Annotated in this window: 22 protein-coding genes; 15 read left to right on the top strand and 7 right to left on the bottom strand. The window is 59.0% G+C overall.

Annotated features, from left to right (window positions below; genetic code table 11):
- Positions 1-52 precede the first annotated feature (52 nt).
- Positions 53-952 carry a tRNA glutamyl-Q(34) synthetase GluQRS gene (gluQRS, locus tag Q8O96_RS25335; RefSeq protein WP_102865491.1) on the bottom strand — a complete coding sequence of 300 codons (900 nt, stop codon included), beginning with the start codon at positions 950-952 and terminating at the stop codon, positions 53-55.
- A 140-nt stretch (positions 953-1,092) separates the two neighbouring features.
- A complete protein-coding gene (dksA, locus tag Q8O96_RS25330; protein WP_011063504.1) occupies positions 1,093-1,533 on the bottom strand; it encodes an RNA polymerase-binding protein DksA in 441 nt (146 codons plus the stop codon).
- Between the two features lie 339 nt (positions 1,534-1,872).
- On the opposite strand from dksA, the gene Q8O96_RS25325 reads away from it, so the two are divergent.
- Positions 1,873-3,045, top strand: a complete 1,173-nt coding sequence (locus Q8O96_RS25325) for a pyridoxal phosphate-dependent aminotransferase (RefSeq protein ID WP_102865492.1) — start codon at positions 1,873-1,875, stop codon at positions 3,043-3,045.
- Positions 3,045-3,752, top strand: coding sequence for a DNA/RNA nuclease SfsA (sfsA, locus tag Q8O96_RS25320; RefSeq protein WP_102865493.1), 708 nt, complete (start codon positions 3,045-3,047; stop codon positions 3,750-3,752). The genes Q8O96_RS25325 and sfsA overlap by 1 nt, the downstream gene beginning before the upstream one ends.
- Before the next feature lie 2 nt (positions 3,753-3,754).
- Here the strand turns inward: sfsA and Q8O96_RS25315 are convergent, their stop codons facing one another.
- Positions 3,755-4,072: a Rieske (2Fe-2S) protein gene (locus Q8O96_RS25315; protein WP_102865494.1), complete on the bottom strand. Its 318-nt coding sequence runs from the start codon at positions 4,070-4,072 to the stop codon at positions 3,755-3,757.
- A 218-nt stretch (positions 4,073-4,290) separates the two neighbouring features.
- Here Q8O96_RS25315 and Q8O96_RS25310 point away from each other — a divergent pair, with 218 nt between their 5' ends.
- Genes Q8O96_RS25310 through Q8O96_RS25295 form a run of 4 tightly spaced genes read left to right on the top strand, consistent with a single transcriptional unit; the run spans position 4,291 to position 7,852 of the window.
- Complete coding sequence (locus Q8O96_RS25310) at positions 4,291-5,166, top strand: hemin ABC transporter substrate-binding protein (RefSeq protein ID WP_102865495.1); 876 nt, start codon at positions 4,291-4,293, stop codon at positions 5,164-5,166.
- A complete protein-coding gene (locus Q8O96_RS25305) occupies positions 5,163-6,200 on the top strand; it encodes an iron ABC transporter permease (RefSeq protein WP_102865496.1) in 1,038 nt (345 codons plus the stop codon). The genes Q8O96_RS25310 and Q8O96_RS25305 overlap by 4 nt, the downstream gene beginning before the upstream one ends.
- Positions 6,200-6,967, top strand: coding sequence for a heme ABC transporter ATP-binding protein (locus Q8O96_RS25300; RefSeq protein WP_102865497.1), 768 nt, complete (start codon positions 6,200-6,202; stop codon positions 6,965-6,967). Before Q8O96_RS25305 ends, Q8O96_RS25300 begins: the two co-directional genes overlap by 1 nt.
- A gap of 21 nt (positions 6,968-6,988) precedes the next feature.
- Complete coding sequence (locus Q8O96_RS25295) at positions 6,989-7,852, top strand: ChaN family lipoprotein (RefSeq protein WP_102865498.1); 864 nt, start codon at positions 6,989-6,991, stop codon at positions 7,850-7,852.
- Between the two features lie 227 nt (positions 7,853-8,079).
- Here Q8O96_RS25295 and Q8O96_RS25290 read toward each other — a convergent pair whose 3' ends face one another.
- The 4 genes from Q8O96_RS25290 to Q8O96_RS25275 form a co-directional block, all read right to left on the bottom strand.
- A complete protein-coding gene (locus Q8O96_RS25290) occupies positions 8,080-8,886 on the bottom strand; it encodes a Crp/Fnr family transcriptional regulator (protein ID WP_102865499.1) in 807 nt (268 codons plus the stop codon).
- A 13-nt stretch (positions 8,887-8,899) separates the two neighbouring features.
- Positions 8,900-9,172, bottom strand: coding sequence for a TfoX/Sxy family protein (locus Q8O96_RS25285; protein WP_011063495.1), 273 nt, complete (start codon positions 9,170-9,172; stop codon positions 8,900-8,902).
- A gap of 225 nt (positions 9,173-9,397) precedes the next feature.
- Complete coding sequence (locus tag Q8O96_RS25280) at positions 9,398-9,742, bottom strand: pentapeptide repeat-containing protein (protein WP_102865500.1); 345 nt, start codon at positions 9,740-9,742, stop codon at positions 9,398-9,400.
- A 92-nt stretch (positions 9,743-9,834) separates the two neighbouring features.
- A complete protein-coding gene (locus Q8O96_RS25275; protein WP_102865501.1) occupies positions 9,835-11,391 on the bottom strand; it encodes a bifunctional aminoglycoside phosphotransferase/ATP-binding protein in 1,557 nt (518 codons plus the stop codon).
- Between the two features lie 115 nt (positions 11,392-11,506).
- Here Q8O96_RS25275 and mrcB point away from each other — a divergent pair, with 115 nt between their 5' ends.
- The 9 genes from mrcB (at position 11,507) to msrQ (ending at position 21,459) form a co-directional block, all read left to right on the top strand.
- Positions 11,507-13,828: a penicillin-binding protein 1B gene (gene mrcB / locus Q8O96_RS25270; protein ID WP_207166562.1), complete on the top strand. Its 2,322-nt coding sequence runs from the start codon at positions 11,507-11,509 to the stop codon at positions 13,826-13,828.
- Positions 13,829-13,844: 16 nt separating this feature from the next.
- Positions 13,845-14,591 (top strand): M48 family metallopeptidase, encoded by a 747-nt coding sequence (locus Q8O96_RS25265; RefSeq protein ID WP_102865503.1) that lies wholly within the window; start codon positions 13,845-13,847, stop codon positions 14,589-14,591.
- Positions 14,591-14,926: a YqcC family protein gene (locus tag Q8O96_RS25260; RefSeq protein WP_102882215.1), complete on the top strand. Its 336-nt coding sequence runs from the start codon at positions 14,591-14,593 to the stop codon at positions 14,924-14,926. Before Q8O96_RS25265 ends, Q8O96_RS25260 begins: the two co-directional genes overlap by 1 nt.
- 549 nt (positions 14,927-15,475) lie before the next feature.
- Entirely contained in the window at positions 15,476-17,200 is a 1,725-nt protein-coding gene (locus Q8O96_RS25255; RefSeq protein ID WP_042940970.1) for an acetolactate synthase 3 large subunit, read from the top strand.
- A gap of 2 nt (positions 17,201-17,202) precedes the next feature.
- On the top strand, positions 17,203-17,694 hold the full coding sequence (gene ilvN / locus Q8O96_RS25250; protein WP_016964842.1) for an acetolactate synthase small subunit: 492 nt from the start codon (positions 17,203-17,205) through the stop codon (positions 17,692-17,694).
- A gap of 45 nt (positions 17,695-17,739) precedes the next feature.
- Complete coding sequence (gene ilvC, locus Q8O96_RS25245) at positions 17,740-18,756, top strand: ketol-acid reductoisomerase (protein WP_007959661.1); 1,017 nt, start codon at positions 17,740-17,742, stop codon at positions 18,754-18,756.
- Between the two features lie 148 nt (positions 18,757-18,904).
- Positions 18,905-19,762 carry a CDP-diacylglycerol--serine O-phosphatidyltransferase gene (gene pssA / locus Q8O96_RS25240; RefSeq protein WP_102865505.1) on the top strand — a complete coding sequence of 286 codons (858 nt, stop codon included), beginning with the start codon at positions 18,905-18,907 and terminating at the stop codon, positions 19,760-19,762.
- Positions 19,763-19,825: 63 nt separating this feature from the next.
- On the top strand, positions 19,826-20,839 hold the full coding sequence (gene msrP, locus Q8O96_RS25235) for a protein-methionine-sulfoxide reductase catalytic subunit MsrP (protein WP_305949683.1): 1,014 nt from the start codon (positions 19,826-19,828) through the stop codon (positions 20,837-20,839).
- The gene (msrQ, locus tag Q8O96_RS25230; RefSeq protein ID WP_305949682.1) at positions 20,839-21,459 is read left to right on the top strand and encodes a protein-methionine-sulfoxide reductase heme-binding subunit MsrQ; all 621 of its coding nucleotides are present in this window, start codon (positions 20,839-20,841) and stop codon (positions 21,457-21,459) included. Before msrP ends, msrQ begins: the two co-directional genes overlap by 1 nt.
- The last annotated feature ends 7 nt before the right edge of the window (positions 21,460-21,466 follow it).

Below are 21,466 nucleotides of genomic sequence, written 5' to 3'. Positions count from 1 at the left end.
GCCCGAAAACGTGCGGCGATGGTAACGGATGGGCGCCAAGCTGCAAGGGGCGTCAGCTCAATTGGGCTTCCGGCACGCTCAGTGTGCGTGGAATCAAGCTTGCATCCCAGTGCGCAGTACCCCAGCGCATGATCTCTGCCACGCTGGCATCGGCCAGTTCGCTTGGCGCTGTCTGCCCCAGGGCCCGCAGCGCTCGCAATAGCAAGGGCGGCGCCTGATCTTCGCTCAGTGGTGGCGAGCGGTAGGACTTGCCCAGTTTGTGGCCGTCCGGCTGAGTGATCAGCGGCACATGCAGGTAACGCGGCTGAGGCAGCCCCAGCAATTCCTGCAAGTACAACTGACGCGGTGTGGAGTCCAGCAGGTCAGAACCACGGACGATGTCGGTGATGCCTTGCCACGCGTCGTCCAGCACCACGGCCAGTTGATAAGCATAGAGGCCATCCCGGCGCTGGATCACGAAGTCCCCCACGTCCCGGCCCAGGTGCTGGCGGTACTCGCCCTGGACCCGGTCGGTGAAGCGGTACTCCAGCTCCGGCACGCGCAGGCGGATCGCTGCATGCTCTCGGGCATGGCCGAGGTTGCGGCACAGGCCCGGGTAGATGCCGTGGTAGGGCTCCAGCTGTTTGCGTGAACAGGTACAGGCATAGGCCAGGCCCTGGTTGAACAAGCGGTTGAGCACCTCGGCATAGGCAGTGTGGCGTTCGCTCTGACGGACCATGTCACCGTCCCATTCGAAACCGTAGCATTCCAGGGCCTTGAGGATCGCTGCCTGGGCGCCGGGTTCTTCCCGGGGCGGATCGAGGTCTTCCATGCGCACCAGCCAGCGGCCGCCGACAGCTCGGGCATCCAGATAAGAGGCAAGGGCTGCAACCAGCGAGCCGAAATGCAGGTAGCCGCTGGGGGTGGGGGCGAAGCGTCCGATGTATGAAGAAGGAGATGTGGAGGCAGTCATGGGCAGGATGCTATCGGGGCTGGCCCCGGAGTGATGACAGGAACGGGGGGATTGCTTTTGCGAGTGAGCTCGCTTCTACAGCGCAAGGCGGAAACGAAAACGGAGCGTGTATACGCTCCGTTTCAGGTTCAGGCCGGCGATTACTTGCCGACTTGTTTTTCCTTGATTTCCGCCAGGGTCTTGCAATCAACGCACATATCGGCGGTTGGGCGGGCTTCCAGCCGGCGGATGCCGATCTCGACACCACAGGATTCACACCAGCCGTATTCTTCGTCTTCGATCAGCTGCAGGGTCTTGTCGATCTTCTTGATCAACTTGCGCTCACGATCACGGGCGCGCAGTTCAAGGCTGAACTCTTCTTCCTGGCTGGCACGGTCGGCCGGGTCAGGGAAGTTGGCCGCTTCATCTTTCATGTGATCAACAGTGCGGTCGACTTCCTGCATCAAGTCCTGTTTCCACTTGTTCAGGATCTTGGTGAAGTGCTCACGCATGGGCTTGCCCATGTACTCTTCGCCCGCAGTTTCAACATAAGGTTCAAAACCGCTGATCGATTGAATCTGTTGCTTTGCTTGGGTGGGCATGAATGGACCGCCTCTACTCTTGTAATCCATTGCGCAGGATTGCTCCATCTCCGACACTTGCCGGCCCTGCGGCTGCAAGCGGGCGAACTTACCAGATCAAACCAGAGCGCGCTACTCCCGGTTGTCGAGCCTGTGTCCAGTCGCAGTCCGTAGACACGGGAAAACTCTGGCATGGCTTGCAGATCGGTCCGCTCAATCGTTGATTTTAGTCAAATCTGCGGTTTCTGTTTGCACCAGTTGGCGCAAGGCAACAGACCGCATGGATAGGGTTGGGTTCTCCCGAGCTTCACTGGATGGGTAGAATCGGACTTTTGCTCCCCCTCGAATAAAGGAAGGCTAATGGCTCTGCCCTACAGTGCGCGCAGTCGCGCTATCGAACCTTTCCATGTCATGGCCCTGCTGGCCCGCGCCAATGAGTTGCAGGCCGCTGGACATGATGTGATTCACCTGGAGATCGGCGAGCCGGACTTCACCACCGCCGAGCCGATCATCAAGGCCGGGCAGGCGGCCTTGAGCGCCGGCAAGACTCGTTACACCGCGGCGCGAGGTATCCCGGAGCTGCGTGGGGCAATCTCCGGTTTCTACCAGCAGCGTTATGGCCTGGATATCGACCCCGAGCGGATCATGATCACTCCCGGAGGTTCTGGTGCGTTGCTGCTGACCAGCAGCCTGCTGGTGGACCCGGGCAAGCACTGGCTGCTGGCTGACCCGGGCTATCCGTGCAACCGGCATTTCCTGCGTCTGGTGGAAGGTGCTGCGCAGTTGGTGCCGGTAGGGCCGGATGTGCGTTATCAACTGACTCCTGACTTGGTGGAGCGTTACTGGGATCAGGACAGCGTCGGCGCCCTGGTTGCTTCCCCGGCGAACCCTACCGGGACTGTGCTCAGTCGTGATGAACTGGCGGGCCTGTCCGCTGCGATCAAGGCTCGTAACGGACATCTGGTGGTGGACGAGATCTACCACGGCCTGACCTATGGCACTGATGCCGCCAGCGTGCTGGAAGTGGATGACAGCGCTTTCGTCCTGAATAGTTTTTCCAAGTATTTCGGCATGACCGGCTGGCGCCTGGGGTGGCTGGTGGCACCGCCTGCGGCTGTGGGTGAGCTGGAGAAACTGGCGCAGAACCTCTACATCAGTGCGCCGAGCATGGCCCAGTACGCTGCTCTGGCCTGTTTCGAGCCGCAAACCATCAGCATGCTTGAGGAGCGTCGTGCCGAATTCGGGCGCCGCCGGGATTTCCTGCTCCCGGCCTTGCGCGAGTTGGGCTTTGGTATCGCCGTGGAGCCTGAAGGAGCCTTCTATCTGTACGCCGATATCAGCGCTTTTGGTGGTGATGCCTTTGCTTTCTGCCGGCACTTCCTGGAGACCGAGCACTTGGCCTTCACTCCCGGCCTGGACTTCGGTCGTCACCAGGCGGGACACCATGTGCGTTTCGCCTACACCCAGAGCCTGGAGCGCCTCCAGGAAGCGGTGCAGCGTATCTCCCGTGGCCTGCAGAGCTGGCAAGGCTGATGCGCTTCGATCCTCCCTTGGAAGAAGGGCGTCTGCTGCGTCGCTACAAGCGTTTCCTGGCAGACATCGAAACCGCTGCGGGCGAACAGATGACGATTCACTGTCCCAATACCGGCTCGATGTTCAATTGCATGGTTGAAGGCGGGCAGGTGTGGTTCAGCCGTTCCAACGACCCCAAGCGCAAGCTGCCGGGCACCTGGGAAATCAGTGAAACGCCTCAAGGTCGTCTGGCCTGCGTCAATACCGGGCGGGCCAACAGCCTGGTTGAAGAGGCGTTGAGGGCGGGGCTGATCAATGAATTGAACGGCTTCACCGGGTTGAAGCGCGAGGTGCCTTATGGGCAGGAGAACAGTCGCATCGATTTTCGCCTGGATTACCCGTGCGGTCCGGCCTATGTCGAGGTCAAGAGTGTCACTCTGGGGTTCGATGGTTGCGCAGTGGCGGCGTTCCCCGATGCGGTGACCCAGCGCGGCGCCAAGCACTTGCGTGAACTGGCAAGCCTGGCTCGGGAGGGGGTACGTGCGGTTCAGCTGTATTGCGTCAATCTCTCGGGTATAGAAGCAGTGCGTCCGGCAGAGGAGATTGATCCGGGGTATGCCGTAGCCCTGAGGGAGGCGGTAGCGGCCGGTGTCGAGGTGCTGGCTTATGGCGTTCGCCTGACGGCACAGGAAGTCTCTATCGATCGGCGCCTAGAGGTGCTGTTTTAGGGTTAAAGATCGACCCAGATGCCCTGACTGTCTTCCCTGCAGTCGATAGCCCTCAGGAACTGCCCGGCGCATGGCCCTGCCACACATTCGCCACTCTCGATCAGAAACAGTGCGCCATGGGTGGCGCACTGGATCAGGCTGGCGCTGGGATCGAGGAACTGATCAGGTTGCCATTCCAGGGGGACTCCTCGGTGCGGGCACTGATTGGCATACACGTAGGCCTGCCCCTCGCGGCGCACGGCAAAGAGCTTCAAGCCCGCAAGCTGGAAACCCCGGCTACCGGCCTCGGGAAGGTCACTCCCGGCGCAAAGAAATTTCATGTCTATCCTCTTGGTCCCAAGGCTCTGCGCTAAGGCTGTCACAGTTTTTCCGTGGCGGCAGGATGAAACATGTCGACGCTTGACTGCTAAATGAAAACAATTATCAAATGGCCGCCTCGCCCGACACGGGGTGCTTGCTCATTTCGATGCCTGCTCTGCCTGGCATGTCACATGGACAGCTGCTTCGCGGGCCCCACGTCTATAAAGGAAATGTACTTATGCGCCTGAGTGCCAGCGCCATTGCGTTCTGTGCCGGAATGCTGGTGAGCCAGTGGGCCACCGCCGATGAGTTGCCGCAGCGTTGGGTCAGTGCTGGTGGGGCCTTGTCTGAGTGGGTAACAGCTCTGGGCGCGGAGTCGAAGCTGGTAGGGGTCGACACCACCAGCCAGCACCCGGCATCACTCAAGGCGCTGCCCAGCATTGGCTATCAACGGCAGCTATCGGCGGAAGGCATCCTGAGCCTGCGGCCGCAGATTCTGGTGGGTACAGAGGAAATGGGCCCGCCACCGGTGCTGTCACAGATTCGTAGCGCCGGGGTCAGGGTCGAGCTGTTTTCTGCCCAGGCCGATCTTCCTACCTTGCAGCACACTTTGCGGCATCTGGGGCAACTACTGGGCCGCGAGGCGCAAGCCGCAGAGCTGTTTCAGGACTATCAAAAGCAGCTTGAACAGCAACACGCCTGGGTCAGTGAGGCACAGAAGGCCCAGGCGGCGCCGGGAGTATTGCTGCTGCTGGGACATGCTGGTGGTAAACCGCTGATTGCCGGCAAGGACACTGCGGCGGACTGGCTCCTGCAGCAGGCCGGTGGGCACAACTTGGCGACCCATACCGGCTACAAGCCGTTTTCGGTGGAGTCCTTGGCCGGCTTGAGTCCGCAAGTCCTGGTGTTTTCCGATCGCAGTCTGAGCGGCGACGCGGCCCGTGCTGCGCTGTTCAAGGAAAACCCGGTGCTGGCGTCTACTGCGGCGGTCAAGGCTGGGCGGGTGGTCGAATTGGACCCGACCCTGCTGGTGGGGGGCTTGGGGCCTCGGTTGCCGGATAGCCTGAAGCGCCTGGCGGCAGCGTTCTACCCCCAGGCCAAGTCGGCTCAATGAGTCGTCTGGTCAAACCTAGAACGCTGTTTCTCGGGTTGGGAGCCCTGTGCCTCCTGGCTATTTGGCTGTCACTGGCCTTGGGGCCGGTCAGCCTGCCCCTGTTCGATACCTTGCGCGCCGCCCTGCGCTTGCTTGGAATACCGATCAATGGGCAGGGGCTGGAGCAGGCGGAGCTGATCCTCGGGCAGATCCGCTTGCCGCGGACCTTGCTTGGCCTTGCGGTGGGTGGAGTGCTGGCGCTGTCCGGCGTGGCCATGCAGGGACTGTTTCGCAATCCCCTGGCGGATCCGGGGCTGGTGGGGGTGTCCAGTGGAGCAGCGTTGGGCGCGGCGATCGCCATTGTTGGCGGCTCGATGTTCGGCGGTGTACCGGAAGCCATTGGCCCTTACCTGCTTTCACTCTGTGCCTTTCTGGGTGGCCTGGGAGTTACGGCGCTGGTCTATCGTCTTGGCCGGCGCAATGGCCAGACTCATGTAGCAACCATGTTGCTGGCGGGAATAGCCTTGACGGCTCTGGCCAGCTCGGCTGTGGGCTTGTTCACCTACCTGGCGGATGATGCCACCTTGCGAACCTTGACCTTCTGGAACCTGGGCAGCCTGAACGGTGCCAGTTACCAGCGGTTGTGGCCGCTGCTGCTGGTGACGGCTGCGGTAGCTCTGTGGTTGCCTCGTCGGGCCACGGCATTGAATGCGCTGCTACTGGGCGAGTCCGAGGCCAAGCATTTGGGGATCGATGTCGAAGGACTCAAGCGCGAGCTGGTGTTCTGTACTGCCCTGGGCGTGGGAGCTGCCGTGGCTGCAGCGGGGATGATAGGTTTTGTCGGACTGGTGGTGCCGCATCTGGTGCGCCTGCTGTCGGGGCCGGATCACCGCACCTTGCTTCCGGCATCGATCCTGGCGGGGGCCAGCTTGCTGCTGTTGGCTGACCTGGTGGCGCGTCTGGCGCTGGCACCAGCCGAATTGCCCATCGGTATCGTCACCGCTTTTATCGGCGCCCCGTTCTTTCTGTACCTGTTGTTGCGAGGGCGCGCCTGATGCTGCGAGTCGAGAATCTGCATGTCCGCCGTGGTGGTAAAGATGTTCTGTCCGGCGTGGACCTGCAATTGTTGCCGGGCCAGGTATTGGGGGTGCTTGGACCCAATGGCGCCGGTAAAAGCAGTCTGCTCGGAGCCATGAGTGGAGAGTTGGCGGCCCACCAGGGCCGAGTGTCGCTGGATGGGCAAGAGTTGGCGCAGTGGCAGGGTACATTGCGGGCGCAACGTCTGGCGGTGTTGCCTCAGGCGTCGAGTCTGGACTTCGCTTTTCGGGTCGAGGAAGTGGTGGGGCTTGGGCGCTTGCCCCATCAGAGTGGTCGCGTGCGTGACGCGCAGATAGTCAGTGCCGCGCTGGAGGCGGCCGATGTGATGCATCTGTCGGGGCGCAGCTACCTGGCGTTGTCGGGTGGAGAGCGGCAGCGGGTGCATCTGGCGCGGGTCCTGGCGCAATTGTGGCCAGGACAGAGTGGGCACAACCTGTTGCTGGATGAGCCCACGTCTGCCCTCGACCCGTTGCATCAACACATCACCTTGCAGGCCGTCCGGGAGTTTGCCGATCGCGGCGCGGCGGTACTGATTATCCTCCATGACCTGAATCTGGCGGCGCGCTACTGTGATCGGGTATTGCTGCTTGAAGGCGGACGCCCGCATTCATTGGGGACGCCAGCCGAGGTGCTGCGTTCCGAGCCGTTGCAAGCGGTGTTCGGCCTGGAGGTTCTGGTGCAGCAGCACCCTGAACGCGGGCATCCGTTGATCATTGCCCGTTGATCTGACACACGGAGAGACCTGATGCGTGCACTCTCGCTACTGCTGGCCTTGTTGCTGGCGGCCTGTCACAGCATGCCGGAAACGCTGCCGCCCCCGGTTGCGCGGGAGCCAGGCAACATTATTGATCTGCACAATGGTGAGGCGCTGAGCCCAGGCGAGCTGGTTGAACGCCTGGCACAGGCGCCCAGGCTGATAGTCGGTGAGCAGCATGACAACGCCGATCATCACGCGTTGCAACTCTGGCTCTTGCGCTCTATGTCCGCGGAGCGGCAACAGGGCAGTCTGTTGTTGGAAATGCTCAATCCGGATCAGCAATCAAAAGTCGATGAGGTCAAGCGGTCCCTGGATGGGCGGCGTTTGCCTGAAGGATTACCCGCTACGTTGGCCTGGCAACCGGGTTGGGACTGGAGTCTCTACGGTCCGCTGGTGGGGTATGCGTTGAAGCAGCCCTATCCCTTGCTGGCAGCCAATCTGAACACTCAGGACGTGCGCAGGATTTATGCACAGGCGCCTGTTCTGTCCGGGGCGCGGAGCAATGCCCGCCCGGTGACTCAGCTCTTGTCCGCGCAAATTCGCGAGTCCCACTGTGGCCTACTGCCCGAAAGCCAGGTGCCGTCCATGCTGGCGGTGCAGCAACAGCGGGATCGGCGCATGGCCGAGCGGCTGCTGGCAGCACCGACTCCAGCCTTGCTGTTTGCCGGATCTTTTCATGGGCGCCGGGATCTTGGGGTGCCCTTGCATATGGCTGATCTGGATCAGGGGCAGGAAGTTGTGGTGCTGATTCTGGCGGAGCAGGGAAGTGAGGTTTCCCCGGCATCGGCCGATTACGTCTGGTACACGCCACCCCAGCCACCCAAGGATTACTGTGCGCAATTGAAACCTTGAATGGCTCACTTTTTCACCGGCAAAAAAAGACCCGGCAAGAGCCGGGTCAAATAACCGTGATTAGCCTGATGAGGAGATAATCTGAGAGTCCGAACCACTGGTCTTCCAGGTTATCGACTGATCTCGCGACCAGTTGTGATAATCATAACGATTCTCATTTCGAAGTCAACAAGGCTTTTTCAGTTTTCGCATATTTCGCTAAACGCTTGTTTGGATCCTCTGCTGGTTCAATCTTGGCTCGGGCTGCTCAAGGCCATGAGACGGGTCACTTCCTTGTTCAGCAGGTCGATGCGCCGTGCCATGCTCTCGATCAGGCTGTGGGCGATGCGTGGATTGCTCTGGGTCAGGCTGAGGAACTGCTCCTTGGGAATCAGCATGATCGTGCTCGGCTCGCTGGCGATCACACTGGCGCTGCGTTTCTCTCCGGTGAAGACCGCCATCGCGCCAAAAATCTCATCCTTGGGTACATCGCCAACTTTGTGGCCATCGACAAAGGCTTGGGCGTGCCCTTCGAGAATCACGAACACATGATCCGCCTCATCCCCCTGAGCAATCAGAACCTCGCCGGAAGCTACCCGTTTGAAGCCGTTGTTGCTGCGTAATTCCGGAGGTTTCAAGCGAGCTACTGCGTCAGAGAGTAGGGCGGTCTGGCCAATCAGGTATTGCAGCAACAGTTCCGAGCGCTGTTCGTCGGCGTAGATATGCCGGAACACGTCGGTCCGCAAATAGGGGGTCAATATCAGTGGTGTGTCGCTGCTCAAGTGCCACTGTGGCTGCTCGATACCTCGACGCAACCCCACCAGATCCCCTTCATGCAGGTAAAAAAGTGGTCGTTCGTCAACGCTGGCCTGGATCACGCCGCTGTCGAGGAGGAACAGTTGGTGACCGGGCAGTGCGCTGGACAGGTCCGCTACAGCTTCAAATTCCAGGGCTGAACCGCTGGGTGAAAGTCCCGCCAGTAGTTGCGTCGGGATACTTTGCAGACGGTTGATCAAGGCATCGGCGTAGGCCGGTTGCTCCCCCATCAGATACATAAGGTTCTGCCAGTCAGTTTTTGTGGCGAGAGGAAATGGCGTCCAGCTGTTTGTTCAACGCCTCTTTGCGTTCAGCAGGAAGGTCGTTCCAGTGCATGTCCATCAAGGCTCCTTCAATGGCGTATAGCAGGACTTTAGAGGCGCGAAAACCGCGGGTGCGCACCGCCCGATAGGCGTCTACCGCGCCCAGGCGGCGCAAGTCCGAAGCACTATGGATGCCCACTGCATGCAGCCATTGTGCGGAGGTCTTGCCAAGGTTCTTCAAATGTTGCAGTTCATCATTCATTAAGCCTCCTGGCGATGGCCGAATGGTGAGTGGGCAGCCTCAAAGGAGTGTAGCGCTCAGTAGAAAACGCGCTGTTCTTTGGTCGGGTTTGGCGCAAATGCTTCTAAGGAGGGGGGGGATCAGGGCGAGGCAGCGAGGGCGCTCGGGCCTTGCAGGGTAAGGGAGCAATGGGGATGTCGCGGGTCCGGCGCGCAGTTGGGCGCCGGACAGAGCAGTGCAGGGGTTTCAGCGGGTGTTGTACCGCAGGCGGGTACCGAAGTTGACCGACATGAGGATTTCGTCGGCAGTCAGTTCTACCGGGAAGTAGGCGCCAGAGATTTGCGCATGGGCCAGGCTGGCGCCTTCCATGGTGGCATTGCGCAGGTCCAGGCCACGCAGATCGGCGGAACGGAAGTAGGCGTCAGTGAAGTCGATGCCCTGAGCGTTCAACTGTCGCAGGTCGAGGCCGCGGAAGTCACCGCCACGCATGTCGATGGGTTGATCCTTTGGACGTTCGCGGTTGAAACCGACGATGTCGTCTCTATGCAGCAGGGCGTAAAGCGGAGTATCCAGAAGTTTCGGTTGGCTCATGGCGACGTCACCAGTGTTGGATTTATGACGCCAGTATAGTGCCACTATTTTTCAGCCGTGAAGTCTTTGCACTTCACGGCTGAAATTACTGCTTACAGGCCTGGGAGGCGCTGACGAATGTTGGCAACCAGGGCATCCAGGCTACCGCTTTCGTTGGTTTCGATGCGCTTGCTGCGTAGCAGCTCTTCGTCGGTCAGGGCCTCACGCGTGGCTTGCTGGGTGGCGATCACTTCCAGAGTGGCATCGGAAGGATCGTTCTGATCGGCTTGACGTTGAGCCAACCAGCTGGCGACCACTGCCTCGGGTGCGTTGCAGTCGATGATTAGGCAAGGGGTGCCGGTGGCTTCGGCCACCTTGGCTGCGGCATCCCGCTGCGCGCGCTTGAGGTAGGTAGCGTCGATCACGACTGGGAAACCAGCGCGCAGAATAGTTTCGGCAATTTCATGCAGGCGGGTGTAGGTGGCGCTGCTGGCTTCGCTGCTGTAGATACCGGCGTGAGGGTCGTTCGGCACTTGTTGCTCGCCGAACAGACGCTTGCGTTCCACATCGGAGCGCAGGCGAACGGCGCCCAGTGCCTCCACCAGACGCATGGCTACGCGGCTTTTGCCAACGGCCGAGACGCCCGAGGTGATCGCCAGGAAGCGTGATGGAATGGTGCTGTAGCTTTCCGCGAGGTTGGCGTAGTTGCGGTATTGGCGCAGGGTGGTGGCGCGCTGCACCGGAGTGGCATCGGCCGGCATGCTGAACAGGCTGACTTTGGCGCGTACCAGAGCACGGTAGGCTTTGTAGAAGTTCAGCAGTTCCAGGCCCTGATAGTCACCGGTCAGTTCCAGGTACTGGCTGATGAAACGCCGCGCCAGGCTTTTCAGGCCGCGATCTTCCAGGTCCATGGCGAGGAAGCCGGTGTCGGCATAGACGTCAGTGAAACGGAAGGGTTCGTTGAATTCGATGCAGTCGAAAATCACCACCTTACCGTCGATAAGAGTGGCGTTACCCAGGTGGATATCACCGTGGCACTCACGGATAAAGCCTTCGCTCTTGCGTTGGGCCAGCAGTGGCTTGAGGCGTTCGAAACTAGCCTCGGCCCAGGCCTCCAGGGCTTCGAGCTGCTGCAGGTCGGCCTTATCGCTGAGGAAGGGGCGTATCTGCTCGAAGTTCTGGCGTACTGGCGCCATTACGCTTTCCGGTGTACCGGCTTCGTGGGCGGCCGGGACCTTGGGGGCGCTGAGGTGGAACTCGGCGATCTGCTTGGCTAGCTCGTCGATGTGCGCGGTGGTCAGTTCGCTATTGGTTTGCAAGGTGCTGAGCAATTGGCTCTGAGGGAACTGGCGCATTTTCAGCGCGTATTCGATGACCGGGCCGTTGCCGCCCAGCTCTGGAGCTTCGGCGCTACCGGTGATCGGCAGGACTTCCAGGTACAGGTCCTGGGTCAGGCGCTGGTTCAGGCGCAGCTCTTCACCGCAGAAATGCTCCCGGGCATCCAGGCTGGTGAAATCGAGGAACCCGAAATTCACCGGCTTCTTCACTTTATAAGCAAAGGGACCGGTGAGCAGTACCCAGGAGATGTGGGTTTCGATGACCTGAAACCCTTCTACGGGATGAGGATACAAAGCGGGGTTTTGCAGGGCGGCGATCAGTGACTGGCTCACGGGTGATCCTTTAGAGTCGGGAAAATCGAGGGCGTCATTATGGCCGTTGGGAGGGGTAACGCAAACCTCGGGTGGCGCATGTTGAGGATGAATAAAGTGCGTATAATCCGCCGCCATGACTCGTACCCGATCCTCTCGTTCCGCTAAAAAAACTCCCTCTGGTGGCCTGCGCCCCTGGCTGGGCTGGGCGCTCAAGCTCAGTTTGGTCGGCTTGGTAGTGCTCGCTGGCTTTGCGGTTTACCTCGATGCTGTGGTCCAGGAAAAATTCTCCGGCAAGCGCTGGACTATCCCGGCCAAGGTCTATGCCCGTCCGCTGGAGCTGTTCGTCGGACAAAAGCTCAGCAAGGAGGACTTCCTGACGGAGCTCGATGCCCTGGGCTATCGTCGCGAAAGTGTCGCCAACGGTCCCGGTGCTGCTGCGGTCAGCGGCAACACTGTCGATCTGAATACCCGTGGCTTCCAGTTCTATGAAGGATTGGAGCAAGCGCAGCCGGTTCGCGTGCGTTTCTCCGGTGACTATGTGGCGGAGCTGTCCGGCAGTAAGGGCGCCAAGCTTGCGGTCGTGCGGCTGGAGCCGCTGCTGATCGGAGGCCTGTACCCGAAAAACCTGGAGGACCGGATCCTGATCAAGATCGATCAGGTTCCCCCCTACCTGCTGGAAACCCTGGTGGCGGTGGAAGACCGTGACTTCTATTCGCACTTCGGGGTGTCACCGAAGTCGATTGCCCGGGCGATCTGGGTCAACACTTCGTCGGGCCAGATGCGCCAGGGTGGCAGCACCCTGACCCAGCAGTTGGTGAAGAACTTCTTCCTGACCAATGAACGCAGCCTGTCGCGAAAGCTCAATGAAGCCATGATGGCGCTGCTGCTGGAGCTGCATTACGACAAGCGCGAGATTCTCGAGGCCTATCTCAACGAGGTTTTTGTCGGCCAGGATGGTCAGCGAGCGGTGCACGGTTTCGGTTTGGCCAGCCAGTTCTTCTTCAGCCAGCCGCTGTCCGAGCTCAAATTGCATCAGGTAGCGCTGCTGGTGGGGATGGTCAAAGGTCCTTCCTATTACAATCCGCGGCGTTATCCGGAGCGTGCTCTGGAACGGCGCAACCTGGTGCTCGACCTGCTTGAGCAACAGGGTGTGGCCACTGCCGAGCAGGTTGAAGCTGCGAAAAAAATGCCATTGGGCGTGACCAAGCGCGGCAGCCTGGCGGACAGCTCGTTCCCAGGCTTCCTCGACCTGGTTAAGCGCCAGTTGCGAGAAGATTATCGCGACGAAGACTTGACTGAAGAAGGGCTGCGAATCTTCACCAGTTTCGATCCCATCCTGCAGATGAAGGCTGAGGCTTCGGTCAACGATACCTTCAAACGCCTGGCTGGACGCAAGGGCTCGGAAGACGTTGAAGCGGCCATGGTGGTGACCAATCCGGAAACCGGTGAAGTCCAGGCCATGATCGGCAGTCGTCAAGCCAGCTTCGCGGGTTTCAATCGGGCATTGGACGCAGTGCGTCCAATCGGCTCGCTGATCAAGCCTGCGGTCTACCTGACGGCTCTGGAAAAGCCCAGCCAGTACACCCTGACCAGTTGGCTTTCCGATGAGGCTTTCTCGGTGAAGGGCGCTGACGGCCAGGTGTGGAAGCCGCAGAACTACGACCGTCGTTCCCATGGCACCGTTTTCCTGTACCAGGGCCTGGCCCATTCCTACAACTTGTCCACCGCACGGCTTGGCTTGGAAGTGGGCGTACCCAACGTCCTGAAAACCCTTGGGCGCCTGGGCGTTACCCGGGAGTTCCCAGCGTTCCCCTCGATGCTGCTGGGAGCCGGTGGCATGAGCCCGATCGAAGTGGCGACCATGTACCAGACCCTGGCCAATGGCGGTTTCAATACGCCAATGCGTGGGATTCGCAGCGTGTTGACGGCCGAAGGCGAACCGCTCAAGCGTTATCCGTTCCAGATTCAGCAGCGATTCGATGCGGGGTCTATCTACCTGATCCAAAGTGCGATGCAGCGTGTGATGCGCGAAGGCACGGGTAGCTCGGTTTACAACGTATTGCCCAAGACCCTGGCGCTTGCGGGCAAGACCGGTACCAGTAACGACTCCCGTGACAGCTGGTTCGCGGGCTTCAGCCAGGACCTGCTGGCGGTGGTCTGGCTGGGTCGTGACGATAATGGCAAGACGCCGTTTACCGGCGCCACGGGTGCCTTACAGGTGTGGACCAGTTTCATGCGCAAGGCCGATCCGCTGCCGCTGGATATGCCGCAGCCGGACAACGTGGTTCAAGCCTGGGTCGATTCGCGTACCGGACAGGGCTCCGATGCCAACTGTCCGGGGGCTGTACAGATGCCGTATATTCGCGGCAGCGAACCGCCTCCCGGCGCCTCCTGCGGTGGTGAAACCCCGGCAGGTAGCGATGTGATGGATTGGGTCAAGGGCTGGATGAACTAAGCGATGAGGGTTTGACGTGAACAAGTGGTGGGTTCCAGCTATTACAGCTCTGGCGTTGCTCAACGGTTGCGCCAGTGTGCAGCGCGGCTCCATTCCCGTCGTGGACTCCGGCACGGCCGTGTCCAACAGTGAGCGGATTTCTGCCTCCGGAGGCTTTCGACAGACGACGATCAAGCGTCCGGCGCAAGCTCAAGCACAGGCGATTCCGGAGGACTCCGGGGTGGTGGTGATGGTTCCGGGTGGTGGCGCAACGGCTTCGGCGCCGATCAGCAGCTCGCCGATTACTCCGGGGCCTATTACCTCCGGGCCTATTACCCCGGGTCCGGTGGACGGCTCCGGCTATCAGCCGGCGCCGATTAACCAGGGCAGCTACAACATGCCTTCCACGCCCAGTGGCATCCCTTCGGCACGTGCCGGTGGCCTGTCTGCTGATGAGCAACTGGACGGTCCGGTGCTAGCGTTGCTAACCACTGCGCAACAGCAGCAGTCCAGTGGTGACCTGAACGGTGCTTCTTCCAGCCTCGAGCGGGCGCAGCGTGTTGCTCCACGTGAGCCGCAGGTGCTGTACCGCCTGGCTCAGGTGCGCATGGCCCAGGGTGATGCGCCGCAAGCCGAACAGTTTGCTCGTCGCGGTCTGAGTTTTGCCAATGGTCGTCCCGATCTTCAGGCGAGTTTGTGGGAGTTGATCGCCCAGGCACGGGAGAAACAGGGTGATGCAGCTGGTGCCGCCCAGGCACGGCAGAAAGCCCGAGTCTCGCTGTGATGGATGTGCGTTTTCCCAAGATCGCCGAGCAGTTGCTGCTGATCGAGCGTGAGTTGCGCGTGCAGGGGCTGTGGGACGAGATAGCACCCAGTGCCGAGGCTCTGGCCAGTACTCAGCCTTTTGCCGTGGATACGCTGGATTTCGAGCAGTGGCTGCAGTGGATCTTCCTGCCGCGCATGAAGGTGATCCTGGAGCAGGATCTGCCGCTACCCAATGCCTCCGGTATCCAGGAAATGGCCGAAATGGTGTTCTCCACCCGGCCGATGCAGGGGCGCGATCTGCAGTTGCGAATGTTGCTCAAAGAGTTCGATCAACTCATCGCGGCCACCCGCTGAATCCGAGACTGCCAGGTATGCCTGGCAGTCGCCTTCGGATGCCAGGCACCGTCCTCCTCAGCTCTTCCTAGCGCTCTTCTTGCCGTTCTGCCGGCAGCCTTGACCAGTCCCTGTCTATAAGCCGATGACCAAAGTCAAGGTGCGCATTTCTGAGTTGCTTGTCGAATATTGCGCAATCGAAGTGCAGACAGTGGTTGTTTTTGGGTTTTTTCTTGCGTTCTCATGCGCTTAGTTCGAATTAACTACATAGACGACTTGACTTGAAGGGGACGAAACAGAAGAATCCAAAGTCCGCTGTAGAGGGACTGCCAGAAGCAGACCCACTCAGCAGATCATGAGGCGCACATCCGCGCCGAAGTGCTACACCCGCAACGCGTTACCTCGCGCTGGGTGGGAAAACCCCGCAACACTTTGGGGCGCTCCCAATACTTGCTCAGTCAGTGCTGACGTAGTCGGCGACCACCGTCGCTCATGCTCTGCTGAGAAGTAAACCTATTAAGACCCGCTCCCTTTTGAGGGCGGTATTCTGGCGTTTTAGAGGTGAACAACGTGGAGCTTTTATCTGGCGGTGAGATGCTCGTCCGCTTTTTGCGTGACGAAGGCGTCAAATATATCTACGGGTACCCAGGTGGTGCTCTCCTTCATGTTTACGATGCCCTGTTCAAAGAGCCGGAAGTGACTCACATCCTGGTTCGTCACGAACAAGCGGCAACCCATATGGCTGACGGCTATGCCCGTGCCACCGGTAAAGCCGGTGTGGTACTGGTGACTTCCGGCCCGGGCGCGACCAATGCCATTACCGGTATTGCCACCGCCTATATGGACTCGATTCCAATGGTGATCATTTCCGGTCAGGTGCCTAGCACCATGGTCGGTACCGATGCGTTCCAGGAAACCGACATGATCGGTATTTCCCGGCCGATCGTGAAGCACAGCTTCATGATCAAGCACGCTTCGGAAATCCCGGAAGTCATGAAGAAAGCCTTCTATCTGGCGCAGTCCGGTCGTCCCGGTCCGGTAGTGGTCGATATCCCCAAGGACATGACCAACCCGGCTGAAAAGTTCGAATACGTTTTCCCCAAGAAAGCCAAGCTGCGCTCCTACAGCCCAGCTGTCCGTGGTCATTCCGGGCAAATCCGCAAGGCGGCAGAGATGCTCCTGGCGGCCAAGCGACCTGTGCTTTATGCAGGCGGCGGCGTGATCCTTGGTGGCGGCTCTGCACCGCTCACCGAACTGGCCAAGATGCTCAATCTGCCAGTGACCAATACCTTGATGGGCTTGGGCGCCTATCCAGGTACTGACCGACAGTTCGTCGGCATGCTCGGCATGCACGGCAGCTACACGGCCAACCTGACCATGCACCACGCTGACGTGATTCTTGCGGTAGGCGCGCGCTTCGATGACCGGGTTATCAACGGTGCACCGAAGTTCTGCCCGAACGCCAAGATCATTCATGTGGACATCGACCCTGCTTCCATTTCCAAGACCATCAAGGCTGACGTGCCTATCGTGGGGCCTGTGGAAAGTGTCCTGACCGAAATGGTCGCGGCGCTCAAGGAAATCGGCGAGACCCCGAACAAGGACACGGTTGCCAGCTGGTGGAAGCAGATCGACGAGTGGCGTGGTGATCGCGGCCTGTTCCCTTACGACAAGGGCGACGGCAGCATCATCAAGCCGCAAACGGTGATCGAAACCCTGTGCGAAGTGACCAAGGGCGATGCCTTTGTCACCTCCGACGTGGGCCAGCACCAGATGTTCGCGGCGCAGTATTACAAGTTCAACAAGCCCAATCGCTGGATCAACTCCGGCGGCCTGGGCACCATGGGCTTCGGTTTCCCGGCAGCCATGGGCGTCAAGTTGAGCTTTCCGGATAATGATGTCGCCTGCGTCACCGGCGAGGGCAGTATCCAGATGAATATCCAGGAGCTGTCCACCTGCCTGCAGTACGGTCTGCCGGTCAAGATCGTTAACCTGAACAACGGTGTGTTGGGCATGGTGCGCCAATGGCAGGACATGAGCTACGGCAGCCGTCACTCGCACTCCTACATGGAGTCGCTGCCTGACTTCGTCAAGCTGGTTGAGGCCTATGGGCACGTGGGCATGCGTATCACTGATCTGAAGGATCTGAAGCCGAAGATGGAAGAAGCGTTCGCCATGAAGGATCGCCTGGTATTCCTTGATATCCAGGTCGACACCAGCGAGCACGTCTATCCGATGCAGATCAAAGACGGCTCTATGCGCGATATGTGGCTGAGCAAGACGGAGCGTACTTAATCATGCGGCACATCATTTCCTTGCTTCTGGAAAACGAACCGGGCGCTTTGTCTCGCGTAGTCGGTCTGTTCTCTCAGCGTAACTACAACATTGAAAGCTTGACCGTGGCGCCGACCGAAGACCCGACCCTGTCGCGTCTCACCCTCACCACGGTTGGTCATGATGAGATCATCGAGCAGATCACCAAGAACCTGAACAAGTTGATCGAGGTGGTGAAGCTGGTGGACCTGTCGGAAAGTGCTCACATCGAGCGCGAACTGATGTTGGTCAAGATCAAGGCCACTGGTGCACAGCGCGCCGAGGTCAAGCGCACTACTGATATTTACCGTGGGCAGATCGTTGATGTCAGCGCCAGCGTGTATACCGTTCAATTGACCGGTACCAGCGACAAGCTCGACAGTTTCATTCAATCGATCGGCACCGCGTCGATTCTGGAAACCGTACGCAGTGGTGTCACCGGGATTGCCCGTGGCGACAAAGTACTGAGCATCTAACTCAAATTAGCGAATGGCCGGAACGGCCTGATATAGGGGAAATTCATGAAAGTTTTCTACGATAAAGACTGCGACCTGTCGATCATCCAGGGCAAGAAAGTTGCCATCATCGGTTACGGTTCCCAGGGCCACGCTCAAGCTTGCAACCTGAAAGACTCCGGTGTTGACGTGACTGTAGGCCTGCGCAAAGGCTCGGCCACTGTTGCCAAGGCTGAGGCTCATGGCCTGAAAGTGACCGACGTTGCTGCAGCCGTTGCCGGCGCCGACCTGGTCATGATCCTGACCCCGGACGAGTTCCAGTCCCAGCTGTACAAGAACGAAATCGAGCCGAACATCAAGAAGGGTGCCACCCTGGCCTTCTCCCACGGCTTCGCGATCCACTACAACCAGGTCGTTCCACGTGCCGATCTCGACGTGATCATGATCGCGCCGAAGGCTCCAGGCCACACCGTGCGTTCCGAGTTCGTCAAGGGCGGCGGTATTCCTGACCTGATCGCTATCTACCAGGACGCGTCCGGCAATGCCAAGAATGTAGCCCTGTCCTACGCGGCTGGCGTGGGCGGCGGTCGTACCGGCATCATCGAAACCACCTTCAAGGACGAGACTGAAACCGACCTGTTCGGCGAGCAGGCTGTTCTGTGCGGCGGTACCGTTGAACTGGTCAAGGCCGGTTTCGAAACTCTGGTTGAAGCTGGCTACGCGCCGGAAATGGCCTATTTCGAGTGCCTGCACGAACTGAAACTGATCGTTGATCTCATGTACGAAGGCGGTATCGCCAACATGAACTACTCGATCTCCAACAACGCCGAGTACGGCGAGTACGTGACTGGTCCAGAAGTTATCAACGCCGAATCCCGTCAGGCCATGCGCAACGCTCTGAAGCGCATCCAGGACGGCGAATACGCGAAGATGTTCATCAGCGAGGGCGCTACTGGCTACCCATCGATGACCGCCAAGCGTCGTAACAACGCTGCTCACGGTATCGAAATCATCGGTGAGCAACTGCGTTCGATGATGCCGTGGATCGGTGCCAACAAAATCGTCGACAAAGCCAAGAACTAAGTTCGAGTCTTGTCAGAGAAAACGCGGCCTAGGCCGCGTTTTTTCGTTTGGACGGGTAGGTTCTGGTATAAAGCTGGATCCTTTGTGGCCGAATCACGGCCCTTGGGTATCTGTCGAAACTTTTCACACCGTTGCAAGGTATTTGTCCATGAGCGAACGTCCCGAAGAGCCAAACCAGGCCTCTGACGCCGAAAGCCTGCTACCGATCGATGAGCATGTCGAAGAAGGGCATGACGCTGAAGGCCGTAAAGTCCGGCATCGTGGTATCTATCTTCTGCCGAATCTGTTCACCACTGCGAACCTGTTCGCGGGGTTCTATTCCATTATCAGCTCCATGAGTGCCCAGAGTGCGCTGAGTGCCGGGGACACGGCGGGGGCGAGCAAGTACTTTGCCTTTGCCGCTATTGCGATCTTTGTCGCTATGGTCCTTGACGGTTTGGATGGGCGGGTTGCCCGCATGACCAATACCCAAAGTGCTTTCGGCGCCGAGTACGATTCACTGTCGGATATGGTTGCATTTGGCGTAGCGCCGGCATTGCTTGCCTTCGGTTGGGCTCTTGGCGATATGGGTAAGGTCGGCTGGATGGTCGCCTTTATTTATGTGGCGGGTGCTGCACTGCGCCTGGCACGTTTCAACACTCAGGTGGGAACTGCTGATAAGCGTTATTTCATAGGCCTGGCCAGCCCTGCGGCGGCAGGTGTGGTGGCGGGTATTGTCTGGGCTTTTAGTGACTACGGTATTCAGGGTTCGAAGATGTCGTTTCTGGTGGCGCTGATGGTGGCGGCGGCAGGCATGTTGATGGTCAGTAATATCAAGTACAACAGCTTCAAGGACCTGGATCTGAAAGGGCGGGTACCTTTTGTAGCGATTCTGGCAGTAGTGCTGGTGTTTGCCGTGGTGTTCAGCGATCCGCCACGTATTTTGCTGCTGGTGTTCCTGGCTTATGCAGCTTCAGGCCCTATCCAGTACCTGTTGCACCTGCGTCGTCGCAAAAGCGCCGAGTGATGTAATTTCCTCCATACTCCGCAGTCTATTGGTACATCTGTCCTCCAATACTGCGGAGTTGCCATGTTGTTAAAATTCCCCAAAGCGTCCGACTGCAATGAGTCGGATGTCACGCCTGAATCTCTTTATCTCTCTCGACGCAGCTTGCTGGGTGGTGCGGTAGCAGGCATGGCCTTTGCCGGTTTGCCGCGTTGGGCAGTTGCGCAGGATATGGCGCGTTACGCCGACGTAGAGCCTGGCCGTGCGCCTGCGTGGTTTTCTGACAAGCTGACCAACACCCAATGGCAAGCCGTAACAGTCAAGGGAGAGGCGATCACGCCTTTCAAGGATGCGACCCACTACAACAACTTCTATGAGTTCGGTACGGACAAGGGGGATCCGGCGGCCAACGCGGGTGCGCTCAAGACCGAACCATGGAGTGTGGTGGTTGATGGTGAGGTCGCCAAGCCTGGACGCTATACCCTCGAAGATTTCATGAAGCCCTACTCTCTGGAGGAGCGTATTTATCGACTTCGCTGCGTAGAAGCCTGGTCGATGGTGATTCCCTGGATAGGCTTTCCAATCTCAGCGTTGCTCAAGCAGGTGGAGCCAACCAGTAAAGCCAAGTTCATTCGTTTTGAAACACTGCAGGACCCTAAGAGCATGCCGGGTCAGCGTTCCGGTTTTGCCTTGATCGACTGGCCTTATGTCGAAGGCTTGCGTCTTGATGAGGCGATGAATCCATTGGCGATTCTTGCGGTAGGGATGTATGGGCGTGAGCTGCCTAACCAGAATGGTGCGCCTCTGCGACTGGTGGTGCCTTGGAAGTATGGCTTCAAGAGTGTGAAGTCGATTGTGCGTATCAGCCTGGTCAGTGAGCAGCCGAAGACCACATGGCAGAGCATTGCGGCCAACGAATATGGTTTTTACGCAAATGTGAACCCAGCTGTTGATCATCCTCGGTGGACTCAGGCACGGGAGCGTCGTCTGCCGAGTGGGCTGTTCAGTCCTAACGTAAGAGAAACGCAGATGTTCAATGGCTACTCGGACGAGGTTGCTTCTCTATATAGCGGCATGGACCTTCGGAAGAATTACTGATGCGTTATTCGTTCTGGCGTGTCGCCGTTTTTATTGCTGCGGCTGTCTGGCCCCTGTATTGGCTGTATGAGGCCTGGGCTTCGGTGTTGGGGCCAGACCCCGGCAAGGTTTTGGTTGATCGTCTGGGCTTGGGTACTTTGGTGTTGCTGTTGATCACCTTAAGTATGACGCCGTTGCAGCGCCTTACTGGGTGGGCGGGTTGGATAGCGGTGCGCAGGCAGTTAGGGTTGTGGTGTTTCGCCTATGTCGTGTTGCACTTGTGTGCCTATGGCGTATTCATTCTCGGTTTGGATTGGTCGCAGTTGGGCGTAGAGCTGCGCAAGCGGCCATATATCTTTGTCGGTAGTCTGGGCTTCGTCTTTCTATTGCTGTTGGCGGTCACGTCCAATCGTTACAGTCAGCGCCGACTGGGCGCACGCTGGAAAAAGCTGCATCGGTTGGTGTATTTCATTCTCGGGCTTGGATTGCTGCATATGCTCTGGATTGTCCGGGCCGATCTGAAGGAGTGGGCGGTGTATGCATCTATAGGCGCGTTATTGCTGTTGTTGCGCGTGCCGTCAGTCATGCGCCGGATTCCCCGGGTTCTTGCTAAAAAAGCATCTTCTGCAACAAAAGCGTAATTAGCCC

The sequence above is a fragment of the Pseudomonas sp. LPH60 genome (assembly GCF_030718165.1).
GTDB classification, from domain to species: domain Bacteria; phylum Pseudomonadota; class Gammaproteobacteria; order Pseudomonadales; family Pseudomonadaceae; genus Aquipseudomonas; species Aquipseudomonas danubii.
Note: the sequence above shows the minus strand (reverse complement) of the source record. Positions and strands in the feature narration are given on the sequence as shown.